The sequence below is a fragment of the Variovorax sp. HJSM1_2 genome (assembly GCF_049316285.1).
Taxonomy (GTDB): domain Bacteria; phylum Pseudomonadota; class Gammaproteobacteria; order Burkholderiales; family Burkholderiaceae_C; genus Rhodoferax_B.
Genome location: NZ_JBMOXA010000014.1, coordinates 65,309 through 89,836, shown reverse-complemented (window position 1 = coordinate 89,836; position 24,528 = coordinate 65,309). Strand labels below are relative to the sequence as shown.

General features: G+C 58.2%; 23 protein-coding genes and 3 pseudogenes. 18 read left to right on the top strand and 8 right to left on the bottom strand.

Annotation, left to right across the window (positions count from 1 at the left end; all coding sequences use genetic code 11):
• Nucleotides 1-9 precede the first annotated feature (9 nt).
• From ACFQ95_RS16540 to ACFQ95_RS16515, 6 genes are all read right to left on the bottom strand, one after another.
• Nucleotides 10-2,364 (bottom strand): hypothetical protein, encoded by a 2,355-nt coding sequence (locus tag ACFQ95_RS16540; RefSeq protein ID WP_422832707.1) that lies wholly within the window; start codon nt 2,362-2,364, stop codon nt 10-12.
• On the bottom strand, nt 2,364-3,275 hold the full coding sequence (locus tag ACFQ95_RS16535) for a hypothetical protein (RefSeq protein ID WP_422832705.1): 912 nt from the start codon (nt 3,273-3,275) through the stop codon (nt 2,364-2,366). Before ACFQ95_RS16535 ends, ACFQ95_RS16540 begins: the two co-directional genes overlap by 1 nt.
• Nucleotides 3,272-4,663, bottom strand: a complete 1,392-nt coding sequence (locus tag ACFQ95_RS16530) for a TniQ family protein (RefSeq protein ID WP_422832704.1) — start codon at nt 4,661-4,663, stop codon at nt 3,272-3,274. Before ACFQ95_RS16530 ends, ACFQ95_RS16535 begins: the two co-directional genes overlap by 4 nt.
• A gap of 448 nt (nt 4,664-5,111) precedes the next feature.
• Complete coding sequence (locus tag ACFQ95_RS16525; RefSeq protein ID WP_422832703.1) at nt 5,112-5,534, bottom strand: helix-turn-helix transcriptional regulator; 423 nt, start codon at nt 5,532-5,534, stop codon at nt 5,112-5,114.
• Nucleotides 5,535-5,848: 314 nt separating this feature from the next.
• Nucleotides 5,849-6,175 carry a helix-turn-helix domain-containing protein gene (locus ACFQ95_RS16520; RefSeq protein WP_422832702.1) on the bottom strand — a complete coding sequence of 109 codons (327 nt, stop codon included), beginning with the start codon at nt 6,173-6,175 and terminating at the stop codon, nt 5,849-5,851.
• 152 nt (nt 6,176-6,327) lie between these two features.
• On the bottom strand, nt 6,328-6,669 hold the full coding sequence (locus ACFQ95_RS16515; RefSeq protein ID WP_422832700.1) for a hypothetical protein: 342 nt from the start codon (nt 6,667-6,669) through the stop codon (nt 6,328-6,330).
• A gap of 188 nt (nt 6,670-6,857) precedes the next feature.
• On the opposite strand from ACFQ95_RS16515, the gene ACFQ95_RS16510 reads away from it, so the two are divergent.
• A complete protein-coding gene (locus ACFQ95_RS16510) occupies nt 6,858-7,367 on the top strand; it encodes a helix-turn-helix transcriptional regulator (protein ID WP_422832746.1) in 510 nt (169 codons plus the stop codon).
• Nucleotides 7,368-7,483: 116 nt separating this feature from the next.
• A complete protein-coding gene (locus tag ACFQ95_RS16505; protein WP_422832698.1) occupies nt 7,484-7,858 on the top strand; it encodes a helix-turn-helix domain-containing protein in 375 nt (124 codons plus the stop codon).
• Nucleotides 7,859-7,882: 24 nt separating this feature from the next.
• Here ACFQ95_RS16505 and ACFQ95_RS16500 read toward each other — a convergent pair whose 3' ends face one another.
• Nucleotides 7,883-8,386 carry a hypothetical protein gene (locus ACFQ95_RS16500; RefSeq protein WP_422832696.1) on the bottom strand — a complete coding sequence of 168 codons (504 nt, stop codon included), beginning with the start codon at nt 8,384-8,386 and terminating at the stop codon, nt 7,883-7,885.
• A 172-nt stretch (nt 8,387-8,558) separates the two neighbouring features.
• On the opposite strand from ACFQ95_RS16500, the gene ACFQ95_RS16495 reads away from it, so the two are divergent.
• The 12 genes and pseudogenes from ACFQ95_RS16495 (at nt 8,559) to ACFQ95_RS16440 (ending at nt 16,692) form a co-directional block, all read left to right on the top strand.
• Nucleotides 8,559-8,972 (top strand): transposase, encoded by a 414-nt coding sequence (locus ACFQ95_RS16495; protein ID WP_422832695.1) that lies wholly within the window; start codon nt 8,559-8,561, stop codon nt 8,970-8,972.
• Nucleotides 8,969-9,313: an IS66 family insertion sequence element accessory protein TnpB gene (tnpB, locus tag ACFQ95_RS16490; RefSeq protein WP_422832694.1), complete on the top strand. Its 345-nt coding sequence runs from the start codon at nt 8,969-8,971 to the stop codon at nt 9,311-9,313. The genes ACFQ95_RS16495 and tnpB overlap by 4 nt, the downstream gene beginning before the upstream one ends.
• Before the next feature lie 77 nt (nt 9,314-9,390).
• Nucleotides 9,391-10,764 (top strand): annotated as a pseudogene (gene tnpC / locus ACFQ95_RS16485) (IS66 family transposase); the annotation flags it as partial.
• Between the two features lie 96 nt (nt 10,765-10,860).
• Nucleotides 10,861-12,090 carry a tyrosine-type recombinase/integrase gene (locus ACFQ95_RS16480; RefSeq protein ID WP_422832692.1) on the top strand — a complete coding sequence of 410 codons (1,230 nt, stop codon included), beginning with the start codon at nt 10,861-10,863 and terminating at the stop codon, nt 12,088-12,090.
• 14 nt (nt 12,091-12,104) lie between these two features.
• Nucleotides 12,105-13,040 (top strand): tyrosine-type recombinase/integrase, encoded by a 936-nt coding sequence (locus tag ACFQ95_RS16475; protein ID WP_422832690.1) that lies wholly within the window; start codon nt 12,105-12,107, stop codon nt 13,038-13,040.
• Entirely contained in the window at nt 13,037-14,041 is a 1,005-nt protein-coding gene (locus ACFQ95_RS16470; protein WP_422832689.1) for a tyrosine-type recombinase/integrase, read from the top strand. The genes ACFQ95_RS16475 and ACFQ95_RS16470 overlap by 4 nt, the downstream gene beginning before the upstream one ends.
• A gap of 114 nt (nt 14,042-14,155) precedes the next feature.
• Nucleotides 14,156-14,359, top strand: a pseudogene (locus ACFQ95_RS16465) (transposase domain-containing protein); the annotation flags it as partial.
• Nucleotides 14,360-14,712: 353 nt separating this feature from the next.
• A complete protein-coding gene (locus ACFQ95_RS16460) occupies nt 14,713-15,000 on the top strand; it encodes an XRE family transcriptional regulator (RefSeq protein WP_422832687.1) in 288 nt (95 codons plus the stop codon).
• A gap of 35 nt (nt 15,001-15,035) precedes the next feature.
• Nucleotides 15,036-15,152, top strand: a pseudogene (locus ACFQ95_RS16455) (hypothetical protein); the annotation flags it as partial.
• Nucleotides 15,153-15,185: 33 nt separating this feature from the next.
• Nucleotides 15,186-15,545, top strand: a complete 360-nt coding sequence (locus ACFQ95_RS16450) for a hypothetical protein (RefSeq protein WP_422832749.1) — start codon at nt 15,186-15,188, stop codon at nt 15,543-15,545.
• A gap of 278 nt (nt 15,546-15,823) precedes the next feature.
• Nucleotides 15,824-16,135, top strand: coding sequence for an HU family DNA-binding protein (locus tag ACFQ95_RS16445; RefSeq protein ID WP_422832686.1), 312 nt, complete (start codon nt 15,824-15,826; stop codon nt 16,133-16,135).
• A gap of 107 nt (nt 16,136-16,242) precedes the next feature.
• On the top strand, nt 16,243-16,692 hold the full coding sequence (locus ACFQ95_RS16440) for a helix-turn-helix domain-containing protein (RefSeq protein WP_422832684.1): 450 nt from the start codon (nt 16,243-16,245) through the stop codon (nt 16,690-16,692).
• 393 nt (nt 16,693-17,085) lie between these two features.
• Here the strand turns inward: ACFQ95_RS16440 and ACFQ95_RS16435 are convergent, their stop codons facing one another.
• Nucleotides 17,086-18,546, bottom strand: a complete 1,461-nt coding sequence (locus ACFQ95_RS16435; RefSeq protein WP_422832682.1) for an efflux transporter outer membrane subunit — start codon at nt 18,544-18,546, stop codon at nt 17,086-17,088.
• 91 nt (nt 18,547-18,637) lie between these two features.
• Here ACFQ95_RS16435 and ACFQ95_RS16430 point away from each other — a divergent pair, with 91 nt between their 5' ends.
• From ACFQ95_RS16430 to ACFQ95_RS16415, 4 genes are all read left to right on the top strand, one after another.
• Nucleotides 18,638-19,255, top strand: a complete 618-nt coding sequence (locus ACFQ95_RS16430) for a TetR/AcrR family transcriptional regulator (protein WP_422832681.1) — start codon at nt 18,638-18,640, stop codon at nt 19,253-19,255.
• An 88-nt stretch (nt 19,256-19,343) separates the two neighbouring features.
• A complete protein-coding gene (locus tag ACFQ95_RS16425; RefSeq protein ID WP_422832680.1) occupies nt 19,344-20,453 on the top strand; it encodes an efflux RND transporter periplasmic adaptor subunit in 1,110 nt (369 codons plus the stop codon).
• Nucleotides 20,450-23,566 carry an efflux RND transporter permease subunit gene (locus tag ACFQ95_RS16420; protein ID WP_422832678.1) on the top strand — a complete coding sequence of 1,039 codons (3,117 nt, stop codon included), beginning with the start codon at nt 20,450-20,452 and terminating at the stop codon, nt 23,564-23,566. Before ACFQ95_RS16425 ends, ACFQ95_RS16420 begins: the two co-directional genes overlap by 4 nt.
• Before the next feature lie 13 nt (nt 23,567-23,579).
• Nucleotides 23,580-24,386, top strand: coding sequence for an oxidoreductase (locus ACFQ95_RS16415; protein ID WP_422832677.1), 807 nt, complete (start codon nt 23,580-23,582; stop codon nt 24,384-24,386).
• The last annotated feature ends 142 nt before the right edge of the window (nt 24,387-24,528 follow it).

Below are 24,528 nucleotides of genomic sequence, written 5' to 3'. Positions count from 1 at the left end.
CTCCAACTTTTAGTCGATCAAGACACGATTGCTGCGGCATCGCGCCATCAACTTTGCTGTTGCATCCTCGACCTCAAATATGTGTTCAACCTCTACAGAGACGGGCTTCAGCGTCTCGCAAGAACTACCGGCGGCGGAGTCAATTGCCGCCGCTTCAACATCTGGTATGGAGGGAGCTTGTGGAGCCTTGCTCAGGCCCAACCGTTGCAAGTGGTGTATCTGCTTTTCCTGAGCCACGTTGGTACGCAAGCTCTGCGCTCGTGGAGGAACGATCTCGCCACCTTGATCTATCACCTTGCGAGCTTCTTTGGCCTTCGCCCGCTTTGCAGATTTGTTCAGTTCATCGTTCTCCTTGAACCGGACGTAGTCGAATTCTTCGACGCTCGAACGAAGGGCGCGGCCCGCGCTTTTGCGCTCGTCTGCGAATTGAAGATATTCCAGTAAGTTGAGCCCTCGAGTGTCTGCGTCCAAAGACTGGTTCTCAAGGCGTCGAAGTTCACCTCCCCACTCGAAGTAGCAGTGGCCAAGTTCGTCGGGGGAGATTTTGATTTCTACCCGACGCTCTTCAGCGCGTTTACTAGACTTGTTGCATAGGCCTGATTGCCGCAGCCAGGTGCTGTTGAAGATTAGGCCGTCGATGAGCTCGGTTGGGTTAGCAGGGTTGTATAGCCGGATCCCTTCTCGGTGAATGACGCCATTCAGTGACGGCAGACAACGAGTGCGGAGGCTGTCTAAATCGGACGGCGCGCTAGCCACAAATCCATTCTTGACGTACCACTCGTAGATGGCCGCTCTCGTGGGTTTGACGCCATCTCGTTGCATTGCAGGAGTGATAAGGTGAGGAACGGGAACAATGTTGTTGTGACGCAGGATGGCTTTGATAACAAAGTACATGTTTTGCTCAAAAGTGCGGCAGGCCTCCTTTTTTCTGTCAGGCTCACCCCGAACGCGCCGACGACCTTTCGTGGAGGCTGCAGATTGGTGATCCGCTTGTGCGTGGATACTGCGATGGGAGGCCTCGATAAGGTTCTTTAGAACTGCGGCATATGAGGCCGTGAATTCCATGGATGTGCCGATGACGGTGAGGGTCTCTATGCCGAGTTCGCTCTTGAGCTCACCGTTATCACCGCGAATGCTTTTCGGCATGCGCGCAAACCATTCTTCTTCCGTGATCGTGATTCCGTACTTGGCGCAGAACTCGACCTTTGAAGACGCTGCATTCAGGATCGCAAGCAAAGAGGTCAATGTGCTCGGGTTCTCGAAGCCTGAGTAGATTCCGAGGATGTATTCGGAGCGGACATCCATGACGACAGTTCGAAAGCTCGACGGAAGGACAAGCAATGGCGAAACGCTCGACACCGGAGTTTGGTCTTCCGATGTACTGTCGATCAAGCCCAATTGCCCTATTGCTCTCACACCGTTTTTTGAACTACCCCGAAGCGCCCGTTCGGTTAGATCGTGCAGTTGGTCGTCAATGTTTAAGCGTCTAGCTCGGGTCGCGCCACGTTTCTCGGCCGCGTTGCGGAACTCGTTTTCCGTGGGGCGGTTATCGGGATGGGCAAGCCAGAGTTGCTCTCCATTCTCCCCTGTGACAGCTTCTGGCCCAGGCCAGTACTCGGCACATGTGAATAGATAGGCTTGATAAACCGAGCCACCCTTCTTCATATATCGCCGCCATCCTTTTGCCAAATTGGCGCGGTCAGCCTGAGTGGTGATGTAACCTTTGGTGTCCTTTCTTCCAGCTAAGTAGTCCTTCGGAGGCCTGCCAGGTTTACTCTTGAACTCTCTGAGCACTCCGGTACCGCCTCGGCGGAATTTGCATGGAAGCAATGCGTTCGGGTCTCCACAGCCGAATAGCCAAAGAAGGAGAGCCCTGCGGACTCGGCTTGCATCTTTGTGTTCGAGTTCTTTGGCGCGTTGATTCACGGCGGCTAAGAAAGCGTCAAACTCAAGGAGGTCAGCGACACTGTAGTTGTCGATGATGGGGGTGATCCAGCGCAGCATCTCCTGTTTATCAACTAGCCATTTCTTCATCTGGGAACGCTTACCGACCAAGCCGTTGAGACAAACTCCGTCCTCTAACTGAGCGTCGGTCAGCCGCCACTGCGGTGGAGGAACAAAGTCGACCAGGGTCAAGGCGCCGTTGAGTTCACGATTGTGGTCGGTACTCGTCAGGTCCGTGATCCGCATTCGTCTTGCAGATGGCACATGCCATGACCTATGGCTTTTGGATGAGCGTCTGGACGCAGGACAGGGAATGAAATATGCGATTTCTCGATTGCCGTCGATATGCACCACTCGGCCCACGTCGGTGTAACCATCATCCGTGTGACAGCGAATCACTTTTCCAATCAGTTCGGTCATTACAGGTTTCCTCCTAGAAGTTGTTGCTGCATTCGTTTCTTGAAGTGGGTTTGGTCGCGCTCTAACGGGCGCCCAAAACGTATTTCCCTACTGAGATCGATATCGATCAGTCCCAGCCAAGCGCTGGCACGAAAGTACGCCTCTTGAAATTCATGGTCCCGAATCGCGACCTGGTTTGCTGCATATGTTTTGGCATCTGACAGCGAGAGGTCAGAGGCAACGCGCATCAATGCTTCGGCATACTTCTGAAGCACGCTGTTTTGAATTTGGCTGTCGAACTCTTCTTTCAATGGTCGTATCCAATCCAACTGACTGATGAGGACCTCTGAGAACAAGCGACCGTCGACCAGCACATGGACTGCCTCGACCGCTTGGGCATAGAGGCGCTCCATCTGAATGCGTTCTTGCATGCGATGCCGATTGGGTGCACTTTGAAGCAATTCATAGGGCTTACAGCTCAAAAGGACGAGCCGTTCCGAGTGCCATTCACCCAGGGTGACGGCAAAATCGATGGTGGCTACAAAAGGAATCTTGCTGCCCGGGTACACACCATGATCGATGTCAGCTTCGCGGCAGATGGACAGCATTCCTCGCCCGAGACGACGTTGCCGATCGATCTCGCGGTTGGTCCCATTCAAGGGGTGGAAATGCGGATATGGCCACAGTGGAAACTGTTCGCGGATCTCACCACATCCAAGCCAGGCCAGAACATTCGCCGTGGCAGTTTCCAAACCAGATAACAAATGAAGTCCGCGTGTATATCGCGGGACTCGCAAGACTTTGATGTTTGAAACAGGCGACGACAGTTTTCGACGGATTCGAATCCAAGGCTTGTACAAGTCATGTCGTCCTGTCCCGTAGCCAAGCGCCATCTGGGCAGCGAGTTTGTCGAGCGTCATGACCTTGCTCACGATGCGTCCTTCATGTCCGAAAGCGCACTCAATTCACGTGTCTCTGGTGTGCCAGGGGTTTCATGGTCCAAAGGTAGACGCAACTGGCGACTGTGCCGAGGCGTGATCCACGGGAGCAGTCGTTGCAATTGATCCGGATCGTTGGTCTCAAGCCACCGGTAGGCACAATGACAAGCTTTTAGGATGTCGACTCGCAAAGCTTCCGGATGCGAGGCCAAGAAGGTTTTGATTTCAAGGACACGATTGGCTTTCGTGCGTTGACGCATGGCGCGCTGCCATGCTTTTTTTAGGTCGGGGTCGTGCCGCAGCCATCGATCGATCTCATACGCGGTGATATGACCGTTTCCGAGCGCGCTTTTTTTGAGATCGCATTGCTCCAACGCTCGGTAAATGCGAGCGGGGGCCGACACCCGGCGTTCGCGGTGCGGGAGCGCGTCGAACATATCTCTTGCTGGTTTGCGTGCACGAGCATTGAAGTACGCATTGGCTAACCCGTCTTGCGTGACATCGCCGAACCAGGAGAGCGCAATGGACCAAGTGAGCGGGTCATAGTGACGGCTATCACTGGACAGCAATTTCTCTGGCCACGTTGCTGAGTGCAAGCGCTGCACGTCAGGGGTATGTAAATCACATGCGTACTGATGCAACTGTTTCACCAGATGCTTTTTCTCTCCAGTACGCCACTTCAACTCACTGTCGCATTGCCCGGCCTCTCTCAAGCGATCTTTGAGCAAGACCTGGAGAATTGCCGTATCGAGATGATGGTTGAGAGACATCCACTGCACGACGGCTTTCAGCCGTCGCATCTTGCTCCGCTCTAAGTCGGAAAACTGTGGCTGTACTGCTGACACCAAGACGTGCTGAGGAAGTATCCAACGCTTGCTTTCGAGCTGCGGGACTTCAGCAAAAGAAAGGGCAACGTCGTGCTCGTCACACATCCAAACCCCTGGCACTTGATGGTGGGCAGCCCAGAACGTGACGCCGTCGGCATCCAGTTGGTGGTGTGCACACACCAAGCAAAGTTTCAGCACACTCTGCGGGCCCACGTAGCGGTTAAGGCCTGACCGTGCTCTGGCGATGGAAGGGGGCCCCTTTTGACATGCTTGGACCAGAGCGATCCTGCTGGCGGGGAGCATCAGCGCTAGATAGGCTGCTAGTCCCGAGTGTTGTCGAAGGAATTGTTCTGTGGCTTGGATCGCTCCAGCAGATGCAATTTGCAGGTGCTGCAGGCATGACGGAACATCGGTGTATAGGCGTGCGTTGGCATCACCAAACAGCAGTAGCGCTGTTTCTCGCGGTGACCCGCACTGAGTTACGAAGTGGAACCGGCTGCATACGCTATACACGGTTTCACAGGAGTAGAGGTGCGGGAAAAAAGCGACTGGCATGTCAGGTTGCTCCTCAACCAATAGAACTTTTCTGTGGCCATGACTCGTCCAAGAAATGCCTTGCCTATAGAGGCAAGTTGATTCGGCGCGTCGATGCCTGCACGACCGGCGATGTCGTTGAGTTGTGGGCGGCGGACAAGCGAAACGGCCAGAAGAAAGTCGGCCGTTTAAGGCCGAAACGTTTTGATCTCTCATGTGAGTTGCCACGTTTTGGGGAGGTGCAGGGCGCGCAGCGACCTGGGTTCGCCCCATTCGGTTGAAGTCTTCGATAAATGCAGATTTAGGGCGTAGGTACACCCATCACCCGTGATGTTTCGGGTGAGCAGCAGCAGAAAATGGAGAGGGCGTTCCTTGACCGAGTGATCGCGTTGCACGATACTGAACATCTCTGGTGTTAGATCGCTTTGCGGTCATGTAGACGGGACAGGCCCTTTGGGTTTGTCCCGTTTTACATTGGAGTCTCCGATGCGCTTCGACGTTTTAGGCGCGTGCGCTGAATACGCGGCTCAACCGCTACTTGGTCTTGGATGATCAGCAGTGCGTGTAAAGCATCGAGCAGTGCTGGGTGAAGTGTTTCCAGCCGATCCCACAGGTCGTTGCAGAAAAGATAGGTTTTTGTCGAAGCTTCGGGCGAGAGCGCAAAGCGCCTGTTGGATGAATGCAGCGCTTGCTCCAGTCTGCGCTGCTCTTCGATCCCCAACTCCGCTGCGTGGGTAAGTTTTTGCAAGAACTCCTTGCTTGGCCCTCTGGTCCCTAGCTCGATAGACGAAACGTAGGCCTGTTCATACCCAATCAAGTTGGCGAGTTCGACCTGCGTCAATCCAAGTTGGAGACGGAGGTCACGCAGAAAGATCGAGACAGGCGTGGACACGGGGGAAAGCAGAAAGATGCTATTTGTAGTTGCAGGGATGGATTTTATGCCAACCACAGTGTTTTGTGTGCATATATTGTATACATTAAATAATGCACAATAACCAATTGAGCATCACCTCAAGTGGAACGCACGGTAGGTTTTGCCGCAAAAGTAGTGCACGTCAAGGCGGCAAGCGAAGAGTCGAATACCCGCTGCACTGAGTACTCCGTTATCACCTGTCAGTCGGCTCGTACTTAGACGCTGGGTTGGGCGTAAAGGTGAAGCCGTGCCGACTAATCGTGTGAATGCCACGAGCGTCTCACTTAAAGCTCTCACGCCATCAATACTTTTAACCCATGTTTGTCGACGACGCTCAGTAGCTTCTGAGCCATAGCACTGGGCCGCTGTTGCCCGGACTCCCATCTTCGGATCGTCGAGTGATCGGTGTTCAGAAATGCCGCGAACATGGATTGGCTAAGTTTGAACCTGGTGCGCAGATCTTTGATCTGCGCGGGGGGGAGGCCTGAAGCGGATACCAGGCAGGATGCCTCGAAACGCTTCATCGAAGCATCATCGATCGCTTGGACGCTATGCAAATCGGCGGCCGCGTGATAGATCGAATCGAAGGCTGGACTTTTGACTTTAAGTCGGGTGGCCATATCGTTTCTCCAAAAGAATCGTGACTCTCACCGAGAGTGCAAGGGTTGGTTGACAGGGCTCTTTAGTCAACCGCATTCGATGAGGGCGCTTGGTCTCGGATATGTACGTCGTGACTAAACCGTAAAACGCGGTGTGATCAGGGCATGCCGCGCTAATGCTCGTGCGATTGAAATAGCGCCCAGACGTCGTCGCTGATATCAATTGCAGGAGCAGCTCCGATCCGAAGTGCATTCAGAACGAGCACCGAGTAGTTTGTGGGATCCACCTCAGGCGCCGCTAAGAACTCATACACGCGACCAGAGGATGTGACCGCAATGCGGGCTTTGGGATTGATACCCACGATTCTCGTCGTGAAGCGTGCAACCCCCGTGGGTAGGCACGTCAGGATGCGTTTCGTATCGTCAGCCAGCTCAAAGATCCGCCAGCTTGTCAGACCGACGCGGGGCTGCTGCTCCACGGGCGGTGCGTCTCGTTCGTTCTGAAAATAAATCATCTTTGCCACCCTGTACTGAGGCCCATCCATACGCGACTTGTGGAGAGCCTAACGGAAGTCGCGCCCAACTTTCAAGTCCAGTCAGCGTCGTGTCGTAAGTGTCCACGTGTGTGGAGGTGCGACGACCAGACACAAACCTCGTGTTCAATATATTTGACATCACCTCCCTTAGGTGCGATTCTGCAGTTATGTTTTCTGTTCATGAACTGAGTCAAGCAGTGAGGACCCGGCGGCTAGACGTCGGTTGGTCTCAGGCAACGTTGGCCAGGATGTCGGGGCTGTCGAGGACGACGATCAACCAGGTGGAACGAGGAACCATAAAGGACCTCAGCATCTCGCGAATCAACACACTTTTGACTTCCCTGGGCCTGTCGCTGACGATTTCTCCCGCGCACCCGCGAGTGCGGAAACATGAGGGGCCATCTTCTGCTCTGGAATTGGCGGCGCGCACCGCGAGCACCAGTTATGCACGCTGTTTGCCGGCGGACGTTCTTGCCATGGCCGTACGCACAGGCGAAGCGCCGCCGAAGTATGTCTCTCACATTGCGACACTTTTAGACGAGGTGTCATTGCCCTTGTTGGCCAGAGTTGTTGAACAGGTCTACGCAGAGTCGGCCGTGCCTAGAACTACATGCTGGAGTAACCTGCGGCGCCTAGCCAGGCAGCTCATGACCACCAGATACTTCTGGCAGGCGTAAATGGGATATCAAATGGCCTGTGTGTTGTGGTCCTATGTCAAACTCATCGGCACGTGTCCTCTGTGCGGCGCAATGGATGCGACGATTGTGGACCCGGGCAAATGAAAGGAACCGTTATGGACGTTCGTCCCATCCGCACCGAAAAAGACTACAAGGCCATGCTGGCGACGGTTTCTCGATTGATCGACATGGATCCTGATCCGAATTCACCTGAGGGTGAGTGCTTGGAGGTCTTGGGCCTACTGGTCGAGGCCTATGAAGTCAAACGTTACGCTATCGCCGCCCCATCTCCCATCCAGGCCATCAAGTGCCGGATGGAGCAAGGAGGCATGACCGTTGCGGATATGAGGCCGTACATTGGTCCGCCAAACCACGTGTACGAAGTTCTCAATGGGACTCGCCCGCTTTCATTGGCAATGATTCGACGTTTGAGTACTCTTGGCATCTCAGCGGAAGTGCTGATTGGCAACGCGGGCGCTACCCAAGGTTAGAGGAGCTCATATTTGCACTTAGGTCTAATCTTCGCCAGAGCCCCAATTTCCATCCGCAGACATCGGTATTGTCGAAATCTGATCACCGGGTCCGATCCAGAACTCGTGGTATCCACAATGGTCGGAGAACACGGCGACTCGATGAATTTTCCCATCGGCCGGTGTTTCGCCTACATGGAATGCTTGACTGAACTTTAGATCAGATCCATCCTCGAATTGAACGTGAACACCGGAATTGGCAAAATCGGCGGCCAACAGGCTGTCTTCGACAATGCTTGCGGCGGGACGGCCCAGCCGTGTTGCAAGTGCAGCCTGCCAGTCCTCCAGCATTCTGAGCCCGGGCAAGGCTATTCTTTGCTTGAGGTGATCAAGCTCCTCTTGGGCGGCAACGCGGATGGTGTCCGTGAACGGAATTTCACCCTCGCTGAATACTCGATCCAAGAATGCTCCTCTGACATCCATCGTTGCGATGGCGTAGTCAAGCCAAGATTGAAAGCCAGTCGGTGGGGTTGGCGTATTCGTATCCATATTGAGGCTCCATCTTCTCGCGCGGATTTCAACGGCATCCACACTGACTTGCTTCTAGGCCGCCCATCAAGACATCAGAACGTTGGCTGCGCTGTAAGCGGCCGGTGAACCCATCTTGAAGTAACTCTCTCCGTCTCGCAACATCGCGTGCACGCAACCCATCGTGCACACCATGCTCAAAGACTCAGACATTGCGAGATACACGGCTCGACGCACCCACCGGACCTACACGCCAGCCTTCAAGGCAGAACTGGTTGCGGCCTGCCAACAACCAGGAACTTCTATCGCGGCCTTGGCCAGCAGCCATGGCATGAACGCCAACGTGCTGCACCGCTGGCTCAAAGAGCATGCACGCACAGGCCGCCACCAGCCCATCGCGCCGCAGCCGCCCAGCACACCAGCACCATCACCTTCTATGCCAGAGTTCATCCCTCTGCGTCTGCCCAACGCCACAGCCGAAAGCGTTGCGGCCGAGCTCAAGGTCGAGCTGCGCAAGGGGCCGCTGTCGATGAGCATCACGTGGCCCATGCACGCAGCGGCCGATTTTGCGCACTTTGCGCAATGGGCGGCGGCGGTGCTCAAGTGATTCGCATCGATGCCGTGTGGCTGGCCATCACGCCCATGGACATGCGTGCGGGCACTGAGACGGCTTTGGCGCGGGTGGTGGCGGTGTTCGGTGCGGCACACCCGCACACGGCCTACCTGTTTGCCAACAAGCGCGGCACGCGTTTGAAGGTGTTGGTGCACGACGGCATGGGCATCTGGCTGGCCGCACGCCGCTTGCACCAAGGCCGCTTCCATTGGCCTTCATCAGGCTTACCAGGCGGCACTGCGCAGCAACGCCTGCAGCGTGAGCAGCTCGACGCGCTCGTGCTGGGCCTGCCGTGGCAGCGTCTCGGTGAGGCCGGGGTCATCACCCTCATCTGACACGTGACGCGCCGGTGGCCATCAATCGGGAGATGTGCCGATAGCTGGGCAGGGCTTGGTTGGGCAGACTCTGCCTCATGGACGTTGCCACCGACACGCTCTCCCATCTGAACGCAGAAGAACTGCGTGAGATGGTGCAGTCGCTGCGCCAAACGGTCTCCTTCAAACAAGCCACCATCGACAAGCTCACGCATGAGAACGCGCTGCTCAAGCGACTGAAGTTCGCGGCGCAGTCCGAGCGCTTCAGCGCCGAGCAACGCAGCCTGCTGGAAGAAACGCTGGATGAGGACACGCAGGCCGTTCATGACGAGATGGCTGAACTCAACGCCGAACCTATCCCGGCGCGCGTCAAAGACCAACCGAAGCGCCAACCTTTGCCGGCAAACTTGCCGCGCATCGACATCCGCCACGAGCCAGACGCCACCACCTGCCGTTGCGGCTGCCAGATGCAACGCATTGGGGAGGACGTGGCCGAGAAGCTGGACTACCAGCCGGGTGTCTTCAGTGTCGAGCGCCACGTGCGTGGCAAATGGGCTTGCGTCCAGTGCGAGACCTTGGTGCAGGCGCCCGTGGCGGCGCACGTCATCGACAAAGGCATCCCGACCACCGGGCTATTGGCGCAGGTGCTGGTGGCCAAGTTCGCCGACCACTTGCCGCTGTACCGCCAGGAGGCCATCTTTGGCCGTGCCGGGTTGGCCATCCCGCGCTCCACCCTGGGCGCCTGGGTGGGCAGTTGCGGGGTACAGCTTCAGCCGCTGGTGGACGCCTTGAAAGCAGACATCCTGACGCACCGGGTGGTACACGCCGATGAGACACCGGTGCAGATGCTCCAACCAGGACAGGGCAAGACCCATCGCGCCTACCTATGGGCTTACGCCGCCGGCGCGTTCGAAGATACCAAAGCGGTCGTCTATGACTTCTGCGCATCACGCGCCGGGGAGAACGCCAAAGCCTTCTTGGGCACTTGGCGTGGGAGCCTTGTATGTGACGACTTCAGTGGCTACAAACAACTCATGGTGCAGGGCGTCACCGAAGTCGGTTGCCTGGCCCATGCCCGGCGCAAATTCTTTGACCTGCACACGGCGACCAAGAGCCCGGTAGCGCGACAGGCGTTGGAGCACATCACGCAGGTCTATGAGATTGAACGAGAGCTCAAAGTCTGCAGCACCGACGAGCGTCAACGGGGACGTCAGGAACGCTCAAAACCACTGCTCGACGCGTTGCACGCGTGGCTGCTGTTGACCCGGCAGAAGGTCACCGATGGCACGGCCACTGCCAAAGCGCTGGACTACAGCTTGCGGCGATGGCAGGCGTTAACCCGCTTTATGGATGACGGGCAATTGCCCGTCGACAACAACCATATCGAAAACCAAATTCGACCGATAGCTATTGGCCGCAATAAGGCGAACTCAGGTTTTATGCGCAGTCGTTACGGCGCTGTGGTGTCGATGCCGCTCCCAGCCTTTGCCTTGCCGGTCTGATCACTTGCTGGACTTCGCATAAGAAGTGGCGTCTCCTGAGGGGCCAAACCCCTTAAGGAGATCGCGATGGATGTCTTCGATACCCTCACGGAACTTGCCGCCGCTCGACTTCGGGAGAGCACTCTGTCTCCTTTTGTTCAGCCCTACTGGGATCGGCTGAACGAGCAGCGTTACTCTCCGGGCACGGCCCGCCAGTACATGAACTGCCTTGCCCACTTCGCCCATTGGTCAAGACGGCGGCACTTCTCCCTTGGAACTCTCGATCAACATATCGTTGTCTTCGTCGAAGAACACTTGCCGCGCTGCACTTGCGCAACTCCGGTGCAGCGCAGCCGCAACCAGGTCCGCGCGGCTTTGCAGGTCCTGATGGCTGTCGTTGGCGCATCGGGAATCCAGCAAGACTCCAGGAAGGGTAGCCAGATCGACGAGCAACTACAGCGCTTTGATGAGCACCTATTGCACGCGAAGGGACTTGCTGGAAGCACGCGCCTTCGGCGTACGAGCATCATTCGCGGTTTGCTGTCCACGACATCGGACTCGATGACACCGTCTGCCGATGAGTTGCGCCAATTCCTCGCCCAAGAGCTCTCGCGGATGAGCGCCGCCAGCGGTGGCGTCACCGCGACCGCAGTGCGCAGCTATCTGCACTTCCGCGCCTTCGAAGGCGATGACGTCAAGCACCTACTGCCTGTGGTTGCCGCGCCGGCGCACTGGCGTCTTGCACCGTTGCCGCAGACGCTCGCTCCAGACGAGGTCAGGCGGCTATTGGTCGCCTTCCCAGTGGATCTACCGTCGCGCCTGCGCTGCTATGCCCTCGTGCGCTGCCTCGTTGACCTCGGACTGCGTAGCAGCGAGGCCATCGCTCTCGAATTGGACGACATCGACTGGGAGGCAGGTACCGTTCGCATCGGTGCAAGCAAGTCGCGACGCGCTGATGTGCTACCGCTCCCGCAAGTCACCGGAGCTGCCATTGCCGACTACATTCGATCGGAACGACCTCAGACAACAAGTCGCCGAGTCTTCGTCCGCCACGTTGCGCCTGTCGATGAACCAGTGGCTGCCGACGTCGTCAGGCGTGCCGTGCGCCAGGCATATCGGCGCGCCGGCTTGCAATACACCCGGGTGCACATTCTTCGGCATACGTTGGCCGCCCGGCTCCTGAACACAGGCGGTACGCTCAAAGAAGTCGCTGATGTGCTTCGTCATCGCGAACTCGACACCTCCCTCATCTATGCCAAGGTCGACTTCGCTCGGCTGAGCGCGGTGGCCATGCCCTGGCCGGGGAGCCGACCATGAGAGCGGCCTCCACAATGCAAGCCGCAGTAGCGCTGTATCTCGAGGATCGTCGACGCCTGGGCTTTGTGCTGGCGGCGCCGGGCACTGAGCTCAAGCGATTCGCCCGGTACGCTGATGCACGGGCGCACCGTGGCCCGCTCACGCAGGAGTTGCTGCTGGGTTGGGCCCGCGAGCATGTGCATCGAACCAGCGATGTGACTGCAGCACGCCGGCTAGAAGTCGTGCTTCCATTCGCAGCGCACTACCGGCAGTTCGAACCGGATACGGAGCTTCCCCCGCGCGGAATCCTTGGACGAGGTCATCGGCGCTTGGCTCCGCACATCTACACGGACCAGGAGATCACCCAACTCCTCGACGCTGCCGGCGGACTGACTTTGACATGGTCGCTTCGAGCGCTGACCTACCGCAGCCTGTTTGGGCTGATCGCAGCCGCCGGCCTCAGACTGTCCGAAGCGCTGATGCTCACGAGGGGCGACGTTGACTTGCAGGTAGCAGCGCTCACAGTGCGCCAGACCAAGTTCCACAAGTCCCGCTGCCTGCCCCTTCACCCGAGCACAGTGCGCGAACTCGAGAAGTACCGACAAGCGCGTGACCGATGCCAGAGCACCGACGACAGCGCTCCGTTCTTCGCCTCGTACGACGGCGGGCACCTTCCCAAACGTACAGTAGAGAACGTGTTCCTGCGCCTGCAGCCAGGACTCGGCTGGCGCGCACGGGGCGATCATCTTTACCCAAGGATCCATGATCTAAGGCACACGATGGCGGTGCGGCGGTTGCAGAGCTGGCGTGAGTCTGGTCAGTCCATCGATCATGCGTTGTTCTGGCTGTGCACCTACCTGGGCCACGCCAAGATATCCGACACCTACTGGTACCTGACCGGCATCCCAGAGCTGATGGACACCATCAGCGAGAGATTCGAGCGCTTCCTCGCGCAGGGGGGCGAACAATGAACAGTCAGAACACACCGACCTTCGCCGGTCTTGTGCAGGAATTCTTTACCGACTACATGGTGCAGCAGCGCGGCTTGAGCTCGCGCACAGTGGCTTCATACCGGGACACCTTCGTGCTGTTGCTGCGCTTTGCCGAAGAGGAGCGGCATCTGCCTGCGCACGGGATGACGATGCCAGCTCTGGATGCCCGCTTCTTGGCCGACTTCCTGGATCACCTAGAGATCCATCGACACAACTGCGTCCGAAGTCGCAATGTTCGATTGGCAGCGGTGCGTGCGTTCTTGAAGTTCGCCGCCCGGCGGGACCCAGCCAATCTGGGTGTGATCGAGAACGCTTTGGCTGTCCCAATGAAGCGCTTCGAGCGCAAGATGGTTGGCTTCGTGCCACATGAGCAGATGCTGTCAGTTATCAATGTGATGAGCGACACCTGGATCGGGCAACGTGACGGGCTGATGCTGACTCTCATGTTCAACACGGGAGCTAGGGTCTCCGAGATCATCGGGGTGCGCGTGGTCGACGTCATTCTGGGGCCAAGCAACAGCATTCGATTGCATGGCAAGGGGCGCAAGCAAAGATCTCTGCCGTTGTGGAAGAGTTCGGCGCGGGCCGTGCGCGAGTGGCTGCATTTGAATCCGCAGTTGCATGAGGATTCGCCGCTGCTGCCCACACGAGACGGACGGGCGATGACCAGGGCCAACGTCGCCCAGCGACTGAAGCTGGCCGTCGAAGCGGCATCAGTCAAACACGCTCAGCTCAAGACGATGAACGTGTCGCCGCATGTCGTACGGCACTCCACTGCGATGAGCCTGCTGCAATCGGGAGTAGACCCTTGCGAGATCGCGCTCTGGCTGGGGCACGAGAGTCCGTCAACAACTCACATGTACGTCGAGGCTGACCTGGCCATGAAGGAGCGCGCGTTGGCGCGTCTGAAGCAGCCTGAGGTCAAGCAGGCTCGGTACCAGGCGCCGAAAGCACTGTTAACGTTCCTGCAAGGGTTGTGATTATGCGAAGCGGTGTCGGTGCCTTGGGCCGGTCTGGCCCTGGCCGCTGACGTCGCAGAGCAGTATCGAATGCACATAAAACCTGAGTTCGCCTTATTGCGGTTATGCGTAGCTGCGCATAACCGCAATAACTGGCTGTTCGCCGGCTCGCTTCGTGCGGGCCAACGCGGTGCCGCGGTGATGAGCCTAATTCAAAGCGCTCGGCTCAATGGACATGACCCGTACGCATACCTCAAGGATGTGCTGACGCGCCTGCCAACCCAACGGGCCAGCTTGGTACATGAACTGTTGCCGCATCGCTGGCAGCCAGCAGGCTAGCAGCAGCAAGTCACTGCGGTAGCGCTAACTCCCCCCACGTCTCTTTTGTGCAGATGCGTTATGACCGCGTTATGACCATCGCGACCCGCAGCAAGTGGCCCAAACCGGAATCTAACGCATCTCCTGTGCAGTCATTCCGTTCAAACAGCACCACCACAGGATTTCTACTGATGGTCTGCTCAATATCGAAATCTGAACGTGAACGGACAGCTCACATCACAATTGCCTTTCATGAGAATAATAGGTAAAAATCCGTCTGGTGTTCGCATGCTTAAACCTTTGCCACATTATCAAACGACGGTGCCTACACCTGCCGTTGAAGTCCCTTTGGGGGAGCCCTTAGATTCATCCGAATGACTCTCCGGCTTAAACGAGTTGATTTGGCGGCAGTTGCAAACGACCAGTATGTAGGCAGCCTGCAAATAGGATTGAAGTCACCGACCCTGAATATGGTGGAGAAATTGGCATACGTCATGCAAGTTCATCCCCTCACGCTACTTGTCTTGACCTATGGAGGGTCTTCGGATGACGACGCCACAGAAAAGCTTTTGGTACAGGTTCATTCGCAAATCCTGGCCTTGAAAGACTTCAATCATCAGTCCGATTTCAGTGACAGCAGAGTGCCTGAAAATGAGACATAGTGCGCCGCCTTTCTACCTAAAAAGGAGCGTGTAATTTGGTTGAATGGTTGCCAATCGATGGTTTTGATTACGAGGCTTCCGACAGCGGATTTATCCGAAACCGGTGGGGAAAGATTCTCAAAGGGCGCCCTAACAGGCGCGGCCACTTACGGGTCTGTCTTCGCAGAGACGGTGAGACGAAGGATATGCTTGTCAGCCGCTTGGTGGCGTCTTGCTTTGTTCCCAACCCTGAGCAGCTTTCCATGGTGAGACACAAGGATTTCTGCCGGAGTAACAACGCAGCCTCTAATTTAGAGTGGTGTGAGCATCCTGATAATATAGCGCTGGCAACCGAAGGTGGGCGCTTGGATGCGTTGGTCTCCCCAACCCGCGCCAAGCGGTTAACCGCGTCACTTGCAGAGAAAGCCTATGCCATGCGGCTTTCTGGTAAAAGTTTCAAAGCCATTGCGACCGCGCTGAATGTAAGCGCCGAAGCAGCGATGAAGGTCTGTCATGGCGTTGCCTGGCGTGATGAATCCAGGCCCTCCCTCTCACGCAACGCGTAATGTCGCCATATCGCGTCAACAAACCTGCCTCGTTATGACACTTCGGTTGGAGCCTCGAACGGCTACTGGCCCACAACTTAAGTCGAGCCCAGATGCCGGAACGCGGTCGTCCGGTCAAGATGGGATAGCCAGCCGCTTACGCTGCGCTACCCGGCAAGTCCAGCGAGTGCCTTCATGCCCTGCTTTTTACATGAGATGAACCGCGTATCCAAGTGCATCAAACTGGGTGATCGCGCCCAGGTAAACTGCGTCTTCCACTCATACCTTTCTATCTCGACATGAATCGCGCTGAACTCGTTGAAATCCTCGCCTCCAAGAACGACCTCTCCAAGACCGCTGCCAATGCAGTGCTCGAAACATTGATCGAGACCATCCAAGTGGCCGTGAAGAAAGGCGACGCGGTGCAACTGGTGGGCTTTGGTACGTTCAAGTCGGCCAAGCGCGCTGCACGCACCGGCAAGAACCCTGCGACTGGCGCAGCGTTAAAGATCCCTGCGGCCACGGTCCCTAAGTTTGTGGCCGGTGCCAAGTTCAAGGCCGTGGTCGACCCCAAGGCCGCCAAGCGCAAAGCAGAAAAGGCCGGCAAGTAAATCGCCACCTTTGCACGTTCTCAGCCCTTCGACGGTTTTGCCTCGAAGGGCTTTGTTTATCGGGCTGCTAAGCTGCGTAGTCTCTCTGCATCGTCTAGGTTTCATCCATGACCAACTTCTCCTCCGCCTTCCGCAACGAAATCCTGCGTGTCGCACGCAAAGAACTCAAGACGGAATTAGCATCTTTGCGCAAGACGGTCAGTAGCCAGCGCTCGGATATCGCGGCCCTCAAACGCGACGTCAAGCAACTCACTTCGCAAGTGAAGGCCCTGCACAAATCCACCAGCCAGCGTGCGCCGACGGAACAGCCGACGCAGGACGTCGAGGCGCCAAGACGTGGTGGGCGTAAGTTCAAGTTCGATGCCGCCGTGCTCGCCGCCAAGCGGCAGGAGTTCGGCATCTCGCAGCAAGACATGGCCACTCTGCTGCAAGCCTCTGCCCTTTCGGTTTGGAAATGGGAGGGTGGCAAAGTGCAGCCACGGGCCGCGCAGCTCGAACGCATCCAAGCCGTGTTGAAGTTGGGCAAGCGCAAAGCCTTGGCCCAGCTCCAGGGATGACGTCTAACTCAATTCATTTTTTGACAATCGGATCTCCAGGCCCCCAATGGATCTGTTGTAAGCCTTGGGGTAGCTGGGGAGTGTGACCATGCGTCAGCAACGACGTACGGCACAGTACACGACCAGTCGGAGTGAAGTTCCGTTGGCGTGGCAGTCGGCGGCTTCAGGCTGTGAGCAGCCTTTCGCACGCAACGCCCGAATACGTTCAATCAAGCCAATTGCAGGCACTCAAATTTCCTAAAAGCAAGCCAGGCTAGGCATTTACGAAAACAGAGCTGGAAAGAGTGAAGGCTTGCGTCGAAAAAGAATGTGGAGAGCGTAGATCGACGAGGTGTCTCCCGCCTGGCACTACCGCATCGACGCACGGCTGAGATCACGCCCGTTCAGCTATTTTTATTTCATCGCCGTTATGGCCGATTTTTCAGGTTGCCATCCACCACCAAGAGATCGAAACGATGCGACCGCCGCGCGCGCGGATTCCGTTTGCGCCTGTGCTTTCGCGTCAGACGCCCGGAGCAAGTTGTCATCAGCCAGCAGCACCTCGATCAGCGAGTTCACGCCCTTTTGGTAGGCCGTAAACGAAGCGCCTCGCGCCTGTGCCAATGCATCCACGCCCAAGCTCAGCGCAACGGTTTGCTCCTCGCGTTTGACCAGGGCAGAAAATGCGTTCTCCACATCCTCGGTCGCCCTCAACACCGCGAGCCGATAGGCCGCGAGTTGCTCGGCCTCCTGGCCTTTGGCCTGATCGATCTGCGCATTGATGCGGCCAAAGTCGAACAGCCGCCAACGCAGGCCCAACACGCCAGCGGCCTGACTGGCATCGCCACTGAACAAATTTCCCGCCGATACGGATGTCGCACTGCCAAGCATTCCCCCGAGAGAGATCTTGGGGAAATACTCAGACACCGCAACACCGATGCGCGCATGCGATGCGGCCAAGCGGCGCTCGGCTGCGATCAGGTCTGGCCGACGCCTAAGCAGATCCCCTGGTGATCCGCTGGCTGTGATTTTGGGCGCTACCGGAATCGCCCCAGCGCTGGCCAGTTCGCGTCGATACGTTCCTGGCGGCGAGCCGAGCATCACGTCCAATGCGTTCAACGCGGCATCTAGCCCCGCTTCCAGTGCTGGCACGCTCGCCCGCACTTGGTAGAGCGCACCTTCAACCTGTCGCACTTGCAGTTCAGGCGCCAGTCCCTTGCCATAGAGGAGCTGCACCGTGGATAGCAGTTTCTCTTGGGTTTGCACTTGTTCGTGGGCGACCTGCAGGCGAGTTTGCAAGCCGCGAATGGTGACGTAAGTGTCGGCGGTCTGCGCTGCGACAGCCAGTCGGGCGGCAGCCGCTCCAGCTTCTGACGCCTGGTAGTCGGCAAGCGTCGCTTCCCTGCCCCGACGCAAGCCACCGAAAATATCGAGTTCCCAGCTCGCACTTAGATTGGACTCATAAGAGCTGCCCAGCCGGTCGAAATTTGGCGATGCATTCAAGATCTGCCCGATAGGTGTTTCTATCGACTGGTAAGCCCTGGCGGCTTGGCCGCTGACTGAACCAGACGGTAGCAACGCGGCACTGGCTGCGCCGAGCCCAGCACGGGCCTGCGTCACGCGGGCCGATGCTTGGGCCAGATCAAGGTTTTGTGCGAGAGCCAGCGTGACGAATCGCGTGAGTTGCGCATCGCCAAAGCCTGCCCACCAAATCCCCAGATCGGCGGTAGCCGAGGCGGGCCTCTGGTCTACCGCAGATTGCCCGAGGAATTGCTGCGGCATGGGCGTGTCGGGTTTGACGTAGTCGGGCCCGACTGCGCACCCGGCGGTGAGGCTCGCAACAAAGAGGACGGAGTGGGCACGTGGAGGCAGCATGGTGGTTTCCAGAAGGAGTGAAATTTGTTGTGACTAATATACTATATGGTCACTATTTGTGCATTCCTGACCAGCGAGGTAAGCTTGGGCCATGAACCAAGCCACCAGTTATCCGGTCTCGGCGCGCGGGCCGCTCGACCATGATGTGCGGGACCAGATCGTCACCGCCGCCACCGAACATTTCAGCCAATACGGCTACGAAAAAACCACGGTCTCAGACCTCGCCAAGGCCATTGGTTTTTCCAAGGCCTACATCTACAAATTCTTCACGTCCAAGCAAGCCATCGGCGAGATGATCTGCGCGAACTGCCTACGTGAGATTGAGACCGAAGTCAGGGCGGCCGTTAGCGAGGCGGAGCGCCCACCAGAAAAGCTGCGGCGCATGTTCAAAGCCCTCGTCGAGGCGAGCATGCGTCTGTTCTTTCGAGACCGAAAGCTCTATGAGATCGCCAGTTCTGCGGCCAGTGAGCAGTGGCAGTCGGCGCAGGCCTATGAACAGCAGATCTACAAGATGATTCAGGACATCTTGCAGGAGGGCCGGCAGAACGGCGACTTTGAACGTAAAACACCGCTGGATGAGACCACCCGGGCCATCCACCTGGTGATGCGCCCCTATCTCAATCCTTTGCTTTTGCGCCATAACTTCGACCACGCCGAGGAGGCCCCCGCGCAGTTGTCCGGGCTGATTCTGCGCAGTCTGTCGCCGTAACTGCAGAAAGAAATCAATCTGTGACCATTGACTAAATTGGTCACAAGTACCAAAATGAACGTCCTGATCATTTGTCGATGGGACTTTCATGCTGCGGCGCCCTTTTTTTACTCTTACCCTCGTCTGCACGCTGCCGTTCGCGCTGAGCGCCTGCAGCGAAAAACCCCACGCTGACCCGCGTACCGAAGCACCCTTGGTGCGTAGCGCCGTTGTCCAGGGCGCCAGCTCCGCATCGCGAACTTTCACAGGAACGGTTGCCGCGCGGGTGCAAAGCGACTTGGGCTTTCGTGTGGCCGGCAAGGTGCTGGAGCGGCTTGTGGACACCGGGCAAGCCGTCAAGCGCGGCGAGCTGCTCATGCGCATAGACCCCATCGATCTGAGGCTCGCGGCTGATGCGCAACGCGAAGCCGTCACCGCCGCGCGTGCGCGAGCCCTGCAAGCGGCAGCCGAAGAAGCCCGCTACCGTGACCTGCGCGGAACCGGGGCGATCTCCACCTCTGCCTACGATCAAGTCAAGGCGGCTGCGGACAGCGCCAAAGCCCAGCTTGGTGCTGCTGAAGCCCAGGCCGAAGTGGCGTTCAATGCCAACCGTTACGCGGAGCTGGTGGCCGATGCCGACGGGGTTGTCGTCGAAACCTTGGCCGAACCGGGCCAAGTGGTCGCCACCGGACAAGTGGTGGTGCGTGTAGCCCACGCCGGGCGGCGTGAGGCTGTGGTGCAGTTGCCCGAAACATTGCGTCCCGCGCTGGGGTCGCTTGGGCAGGCCACGCTATTCGGTAAAGAGGACGTGACCGCGCCCACCAAGCTGCGGCAACTCTCGGATGCGGCCGACCGGCTGACCCGCACGTTCGACGCGCGTTTTGTGCTGGAAGGAGATTTGGCCAACGCACCTTTGGGGACGACGGTCATGGTGCAGATTTCAGATGGTCGACCTTCCGCGCCAAATGGTTTGCAGGTGCCGATTGGTGCATTGTTCGACGCCGGCAAGGGCCCTGGCGTATGGGTCATCGAGGGAGAGCCGACGAAAGTCAGTTGGCGGCCCATTGCGGTACAGAACCTGGGCGACGATGTCGCACGCGTCTCTGGCGCCTTAAAGCAAGGCGACCGAATCGTTGCCTTGGGTGCACATCTGCTGCGTGAAGGCGAACTGGTGCGCGTGGCCAACCAAAGCACCGCTGCTGCCGGAGGCCGTCCGTGAGCCAGGGGCGCTTCAACCTGTCGGCGCTCGCGGTACGTGAGCGCGCCGTGACCCTCTTCTTGATTTGCATGATCTCGCTGGCGGGCTTGGTTTCGTTCTTCAAACTGGGGCGTGCCGAGGATCCGGCCTTTACCGTCAAGGTGATGACCATCGTGACCGCCTGGCCTGGGGCTACGGCGCAAGAGATGCAAGACCAAGTCGCCGAGAAGATCGAGAAGCGCATGCAGGAGTTGCGCTGGTACGACCGCACCGAGACTTACACCCGTCCCGGCTTGGCGTTCACCACGTTGACTTTGCTCGACAGCACACCGCCGGACCAGGTGCAGGAGCAGTTCTACCAGGCTCGCAAGAAGGTAGGGGACGAGGTGGGCAACCTGCCGCCTGGCGTGATCGGGCCTATGGTCAACGACGAATTTGCGGACGTCACCTTTGGTCTGTTTGCTCTCAAAGCCAAGGGTGAGCCGCAGCGCTTGCTGGTACGCGAGGCAGAGACTTTGCGGCAACGGCTGCTGCATGTGCCCGGCGTCAAGAAGGTCAACATCATCGGCGAGCAGCCGGAGCGCATCTTCATTGAGTTTTCGCACGAGCGTTTGGCGACACTGGGGCTCAGCCCGCAGGATGTGTTTGCCGCATTGCACAGCCAGAATGCGTTGACCCCGGCGGGCTCTATTGAGACCAAGGGGCCTCAGGTGTTCGTTCGCCTGGACGGGGCATTTGACGAGCTGAAGAAGATCCGCGACACACCGGTTGTCGCGCAAGGGCGCACGCTGAAGCTCTCGGACATTGCCAGCGTTGAGCGCGGTTATGAAGACCCATCATCCTTCATGGTGCGCAACGGGGGCGAGCCCGCGTTGTTGCTGGGCATCGTGATGCGCGAAGGCTGGAACGGGCGCGAACTGGGGGCTGCGTTGGATGGCGAGATTGGCCGCGTCAACGCCGAGCTACCCTTGGGCATGAGTTTGTCGAAAGTCACCGACCAGGCCGTCAACATCGGCTCCGCCGTCGATGAGTTCATGGTCAAGTTCTTCGCGGCGCTGTTGGTGGTGATGGTGGTGTGCTTCGTCAGCATGGGCTGGCGCGTGGGCATTGTGGTGGCCGCTGCCGTTCCGCTCACGCTGGCGGCTGTCTTTGTGGTGATGGCGGCCACCGGCAAGAACTTCGACCGCATCACCTTGGGTTCGCTGATCCTGGCCCTCGGCCTGTTGGTCGATGACGCCATCATCGCCATCGAAATGATGGTCGTGAAAATGGAGGAGGGCTACAGCCGCGTCGATGCGTCTGCTTATGCGTGGAGCCATACCGCTGCACCCATGTTGTCCGGCACGCTGGTCACAGCGGTGGGTTTCATGCCCAATGGTTTTGCGGCCTCCACTGCGGGGGAATACACCGGCAACATGTTCTGGATCGTCGGCATTGCGCTGATCGCGTCGTGGGTGGTCGCGGTGGTTTTTACACCTTATCTGGGCGTCAAACTCTTGCCCGATCTGAAGAAGGTCGAAGGCGGCCACGGTGCCATGTATGACACGCCGCGCTACAACCGCTTCCGTCGGGTGCTCGCGCGCGTGATTGCCCGCAAGTGGCTGGTGGCCGTTTCGGTGATCTCGCTTTTTGTGTTGTCTGTGCTGGGCATGGCCGTGGTCAAGAAGCAGTTCTTTCCGGTATCGGATCGGCCTGAGGTGTTGGTCGAAGTGCAGATGCCGTATGGCACGGCGATCGCCCAAACCAGCGCGGCGACCGCCAAGGTTGAGGCTTGGCTGGCCCAGCAGAACGAGTCGAAGATCGTGACCGCCTATATCGGCCAAGGTGCGCCCCGGTTTTACCTGGCCATGGGCCCGGAACTGCCAGACCCCTCGTTTGCCAAAATCGTCGTCCGCACCGACAGCCAGGACGAACGTGAGACCTTGAAAATGCGGCTGCGCGAGGCCATTGCAGCTGGCCTAGCGCCTGAGGCGCAGGTGCGTGTCACACAACTGGTGTTCGGCCCGTATTCGCCTTTCCCGGTGGCCTACCGGGTGAGCGGACCTGATCCAGACCAACTGCGCCGCATTGCGGCCGAAGTCCAGCAGGTGCTCAACGCCAGCCCAATGATGCGCACGGTCAACTCCGACTGGGGCACGCGTACCCCCATGTTGCATCTCAGCTTGCAACAGGACCGGTTGCAGTCCTTTGGGCTGACTTCCAGCAGCGTGGCCCAGCAACTGCAATTCCTGTTGGGCGGTGCCCCGGTCACCACCGTGCGTGAAGACATTCGTACGGTGCAGGTGGTGGCGCGTTCGGCGGGCCAAAACAGGCTCGACCCCGCCAAGATCGCCGACTTCACCTTGGCCGGCGCCAACGGGCAGCGCATTCCGCTGTCGCAATTGGGCAAGGTTGAAGTGCGCATGGAAGAGCCCATCATGCGCCGCCGCGACCGGATGCCCACGATCACGGTACGTGGCGACATCGCCGATGGCTTGCAGCCGCCGGATGTGTCGGCCGCCATCACGAAGCAGCTGCAACCGATCATGGACAAGCTGCCGAGCGGCTACCGTATCCAGGAGGCCGGCTCCATTGAAGAGTCCGGAAAAGCCACGGCCGCGATGTTGCCGCTGTTCCCCATCATGCTCGCCATCACCCTGATCATTCTGATCTTCCAGGTACGGTCGATCTCCGCCATGGTGATGGTGTTTCTCACCAGCCCACTCGGGCTCATCGGTGTGGTGCCCACCTTGATCCTGTTTCAGCAGCCCTTTGGCATCAATGCGCTCGTCGGATTGGTGGCGCTCTCCGGCATCCTGATGCGCAACACCTTGATCTTGATTGGGCAGATCCACCAGAACGAGCAAGAGGGGTTGGACACGTTCCATGCGGTGGTCGAAGCCACGGTGCAGCGTGCCCGCCCGGTGATCTTGACCGCTTTGGCTGCGATCCTCGCCTTCATCCCGCTCACCCATTCGGTGTTCTGGGGAACGCTGGCTTACACCCTGATTGGCGGCACCCTGGCCGGAACGGTGCTCACGCTGGTCTTCTTGCCGGCAATGTACGCCATCTGGTTTCGCATCAAACCCGGCAGCGGAACTTCAGCGGTTGCGGTTGCGCCACCGCACCACGCCTTGTCCACCCCTTCACACTGAAAAAGGAATCGGCATGACAAATGCGAAAGTTGTTCTCATCACGGGGGTGTCCTCGGGTATTGGCCGGGAAGCCGCACTGCAGTTCGCCGCCAAGGGGTGCCGGGTGTTTGGTACTGTGCGTTGCCTGCGCAGGGCGGAACAAGTGCCGGGTGTGGAGCTCATCGAGATGGACGTTCGGGAGCCGTTGTCCGTCGGGCATGGGGTTCAAAAGATCTTCGATCAGGTCAAGCGTATCGACGTGCTGGTCAACAATGCGGGGACGAACTTGATCGGGGCGGTGGAGGAAACCACGCCCCTTGAAGCCGCTTCGGTTTTTGACACCAATGTCTTCGGTATCTTGCGCATGACCCAGGCGGTGCTGCCGCACATGCGGCGGCAACGTGAAGGCCGCATCGTCAACGTCAGCTCGGTGCTGGGCTTTCTGCCCGCGCCCTACATGGGCGTGTATTCCGCCTCCAAACATGCCGTAGAAGGGCTCTCAGAAACGCTGGACCATGAGGTGCGCCAGTTTGGCATTCGCGTGACGCTGGTGGAACCGTCCTACACCAAGACCCAATTGGATGCCAACTCGCCCCACGCAAGCACCACGATTGCAGCCTATGACGGTGAACGTGATTTGGTGGCACGCGTGTTCTCTGCGAATGTGAACAACGCGCCCGCGCCTTCCGTAGTGGCCAACACCATTGTCGAGGCGGCACTGGGCCCTTGGCGCATGCGCCGTACACCAGGCGGGCAAGCGTCCATCTTGAGCAAGTTGCGCCGCTATCTCCCCGCTGGCCCTGTAGACGCCAGTCTGAGAAAACAGCTTGGCCTGGCGTGACTGAATTGCTCGTTCCGCGAAAGACTGCTGTTGGCTTGTCATTTTGCTGTCGCGACACGTCCACGACGGACTGCTATCGCTGCAGAGCCGACTGGCACTTCGGCCGCTTCAGGCTGGTTGCAGACGGTTAGCGGAAGAACTC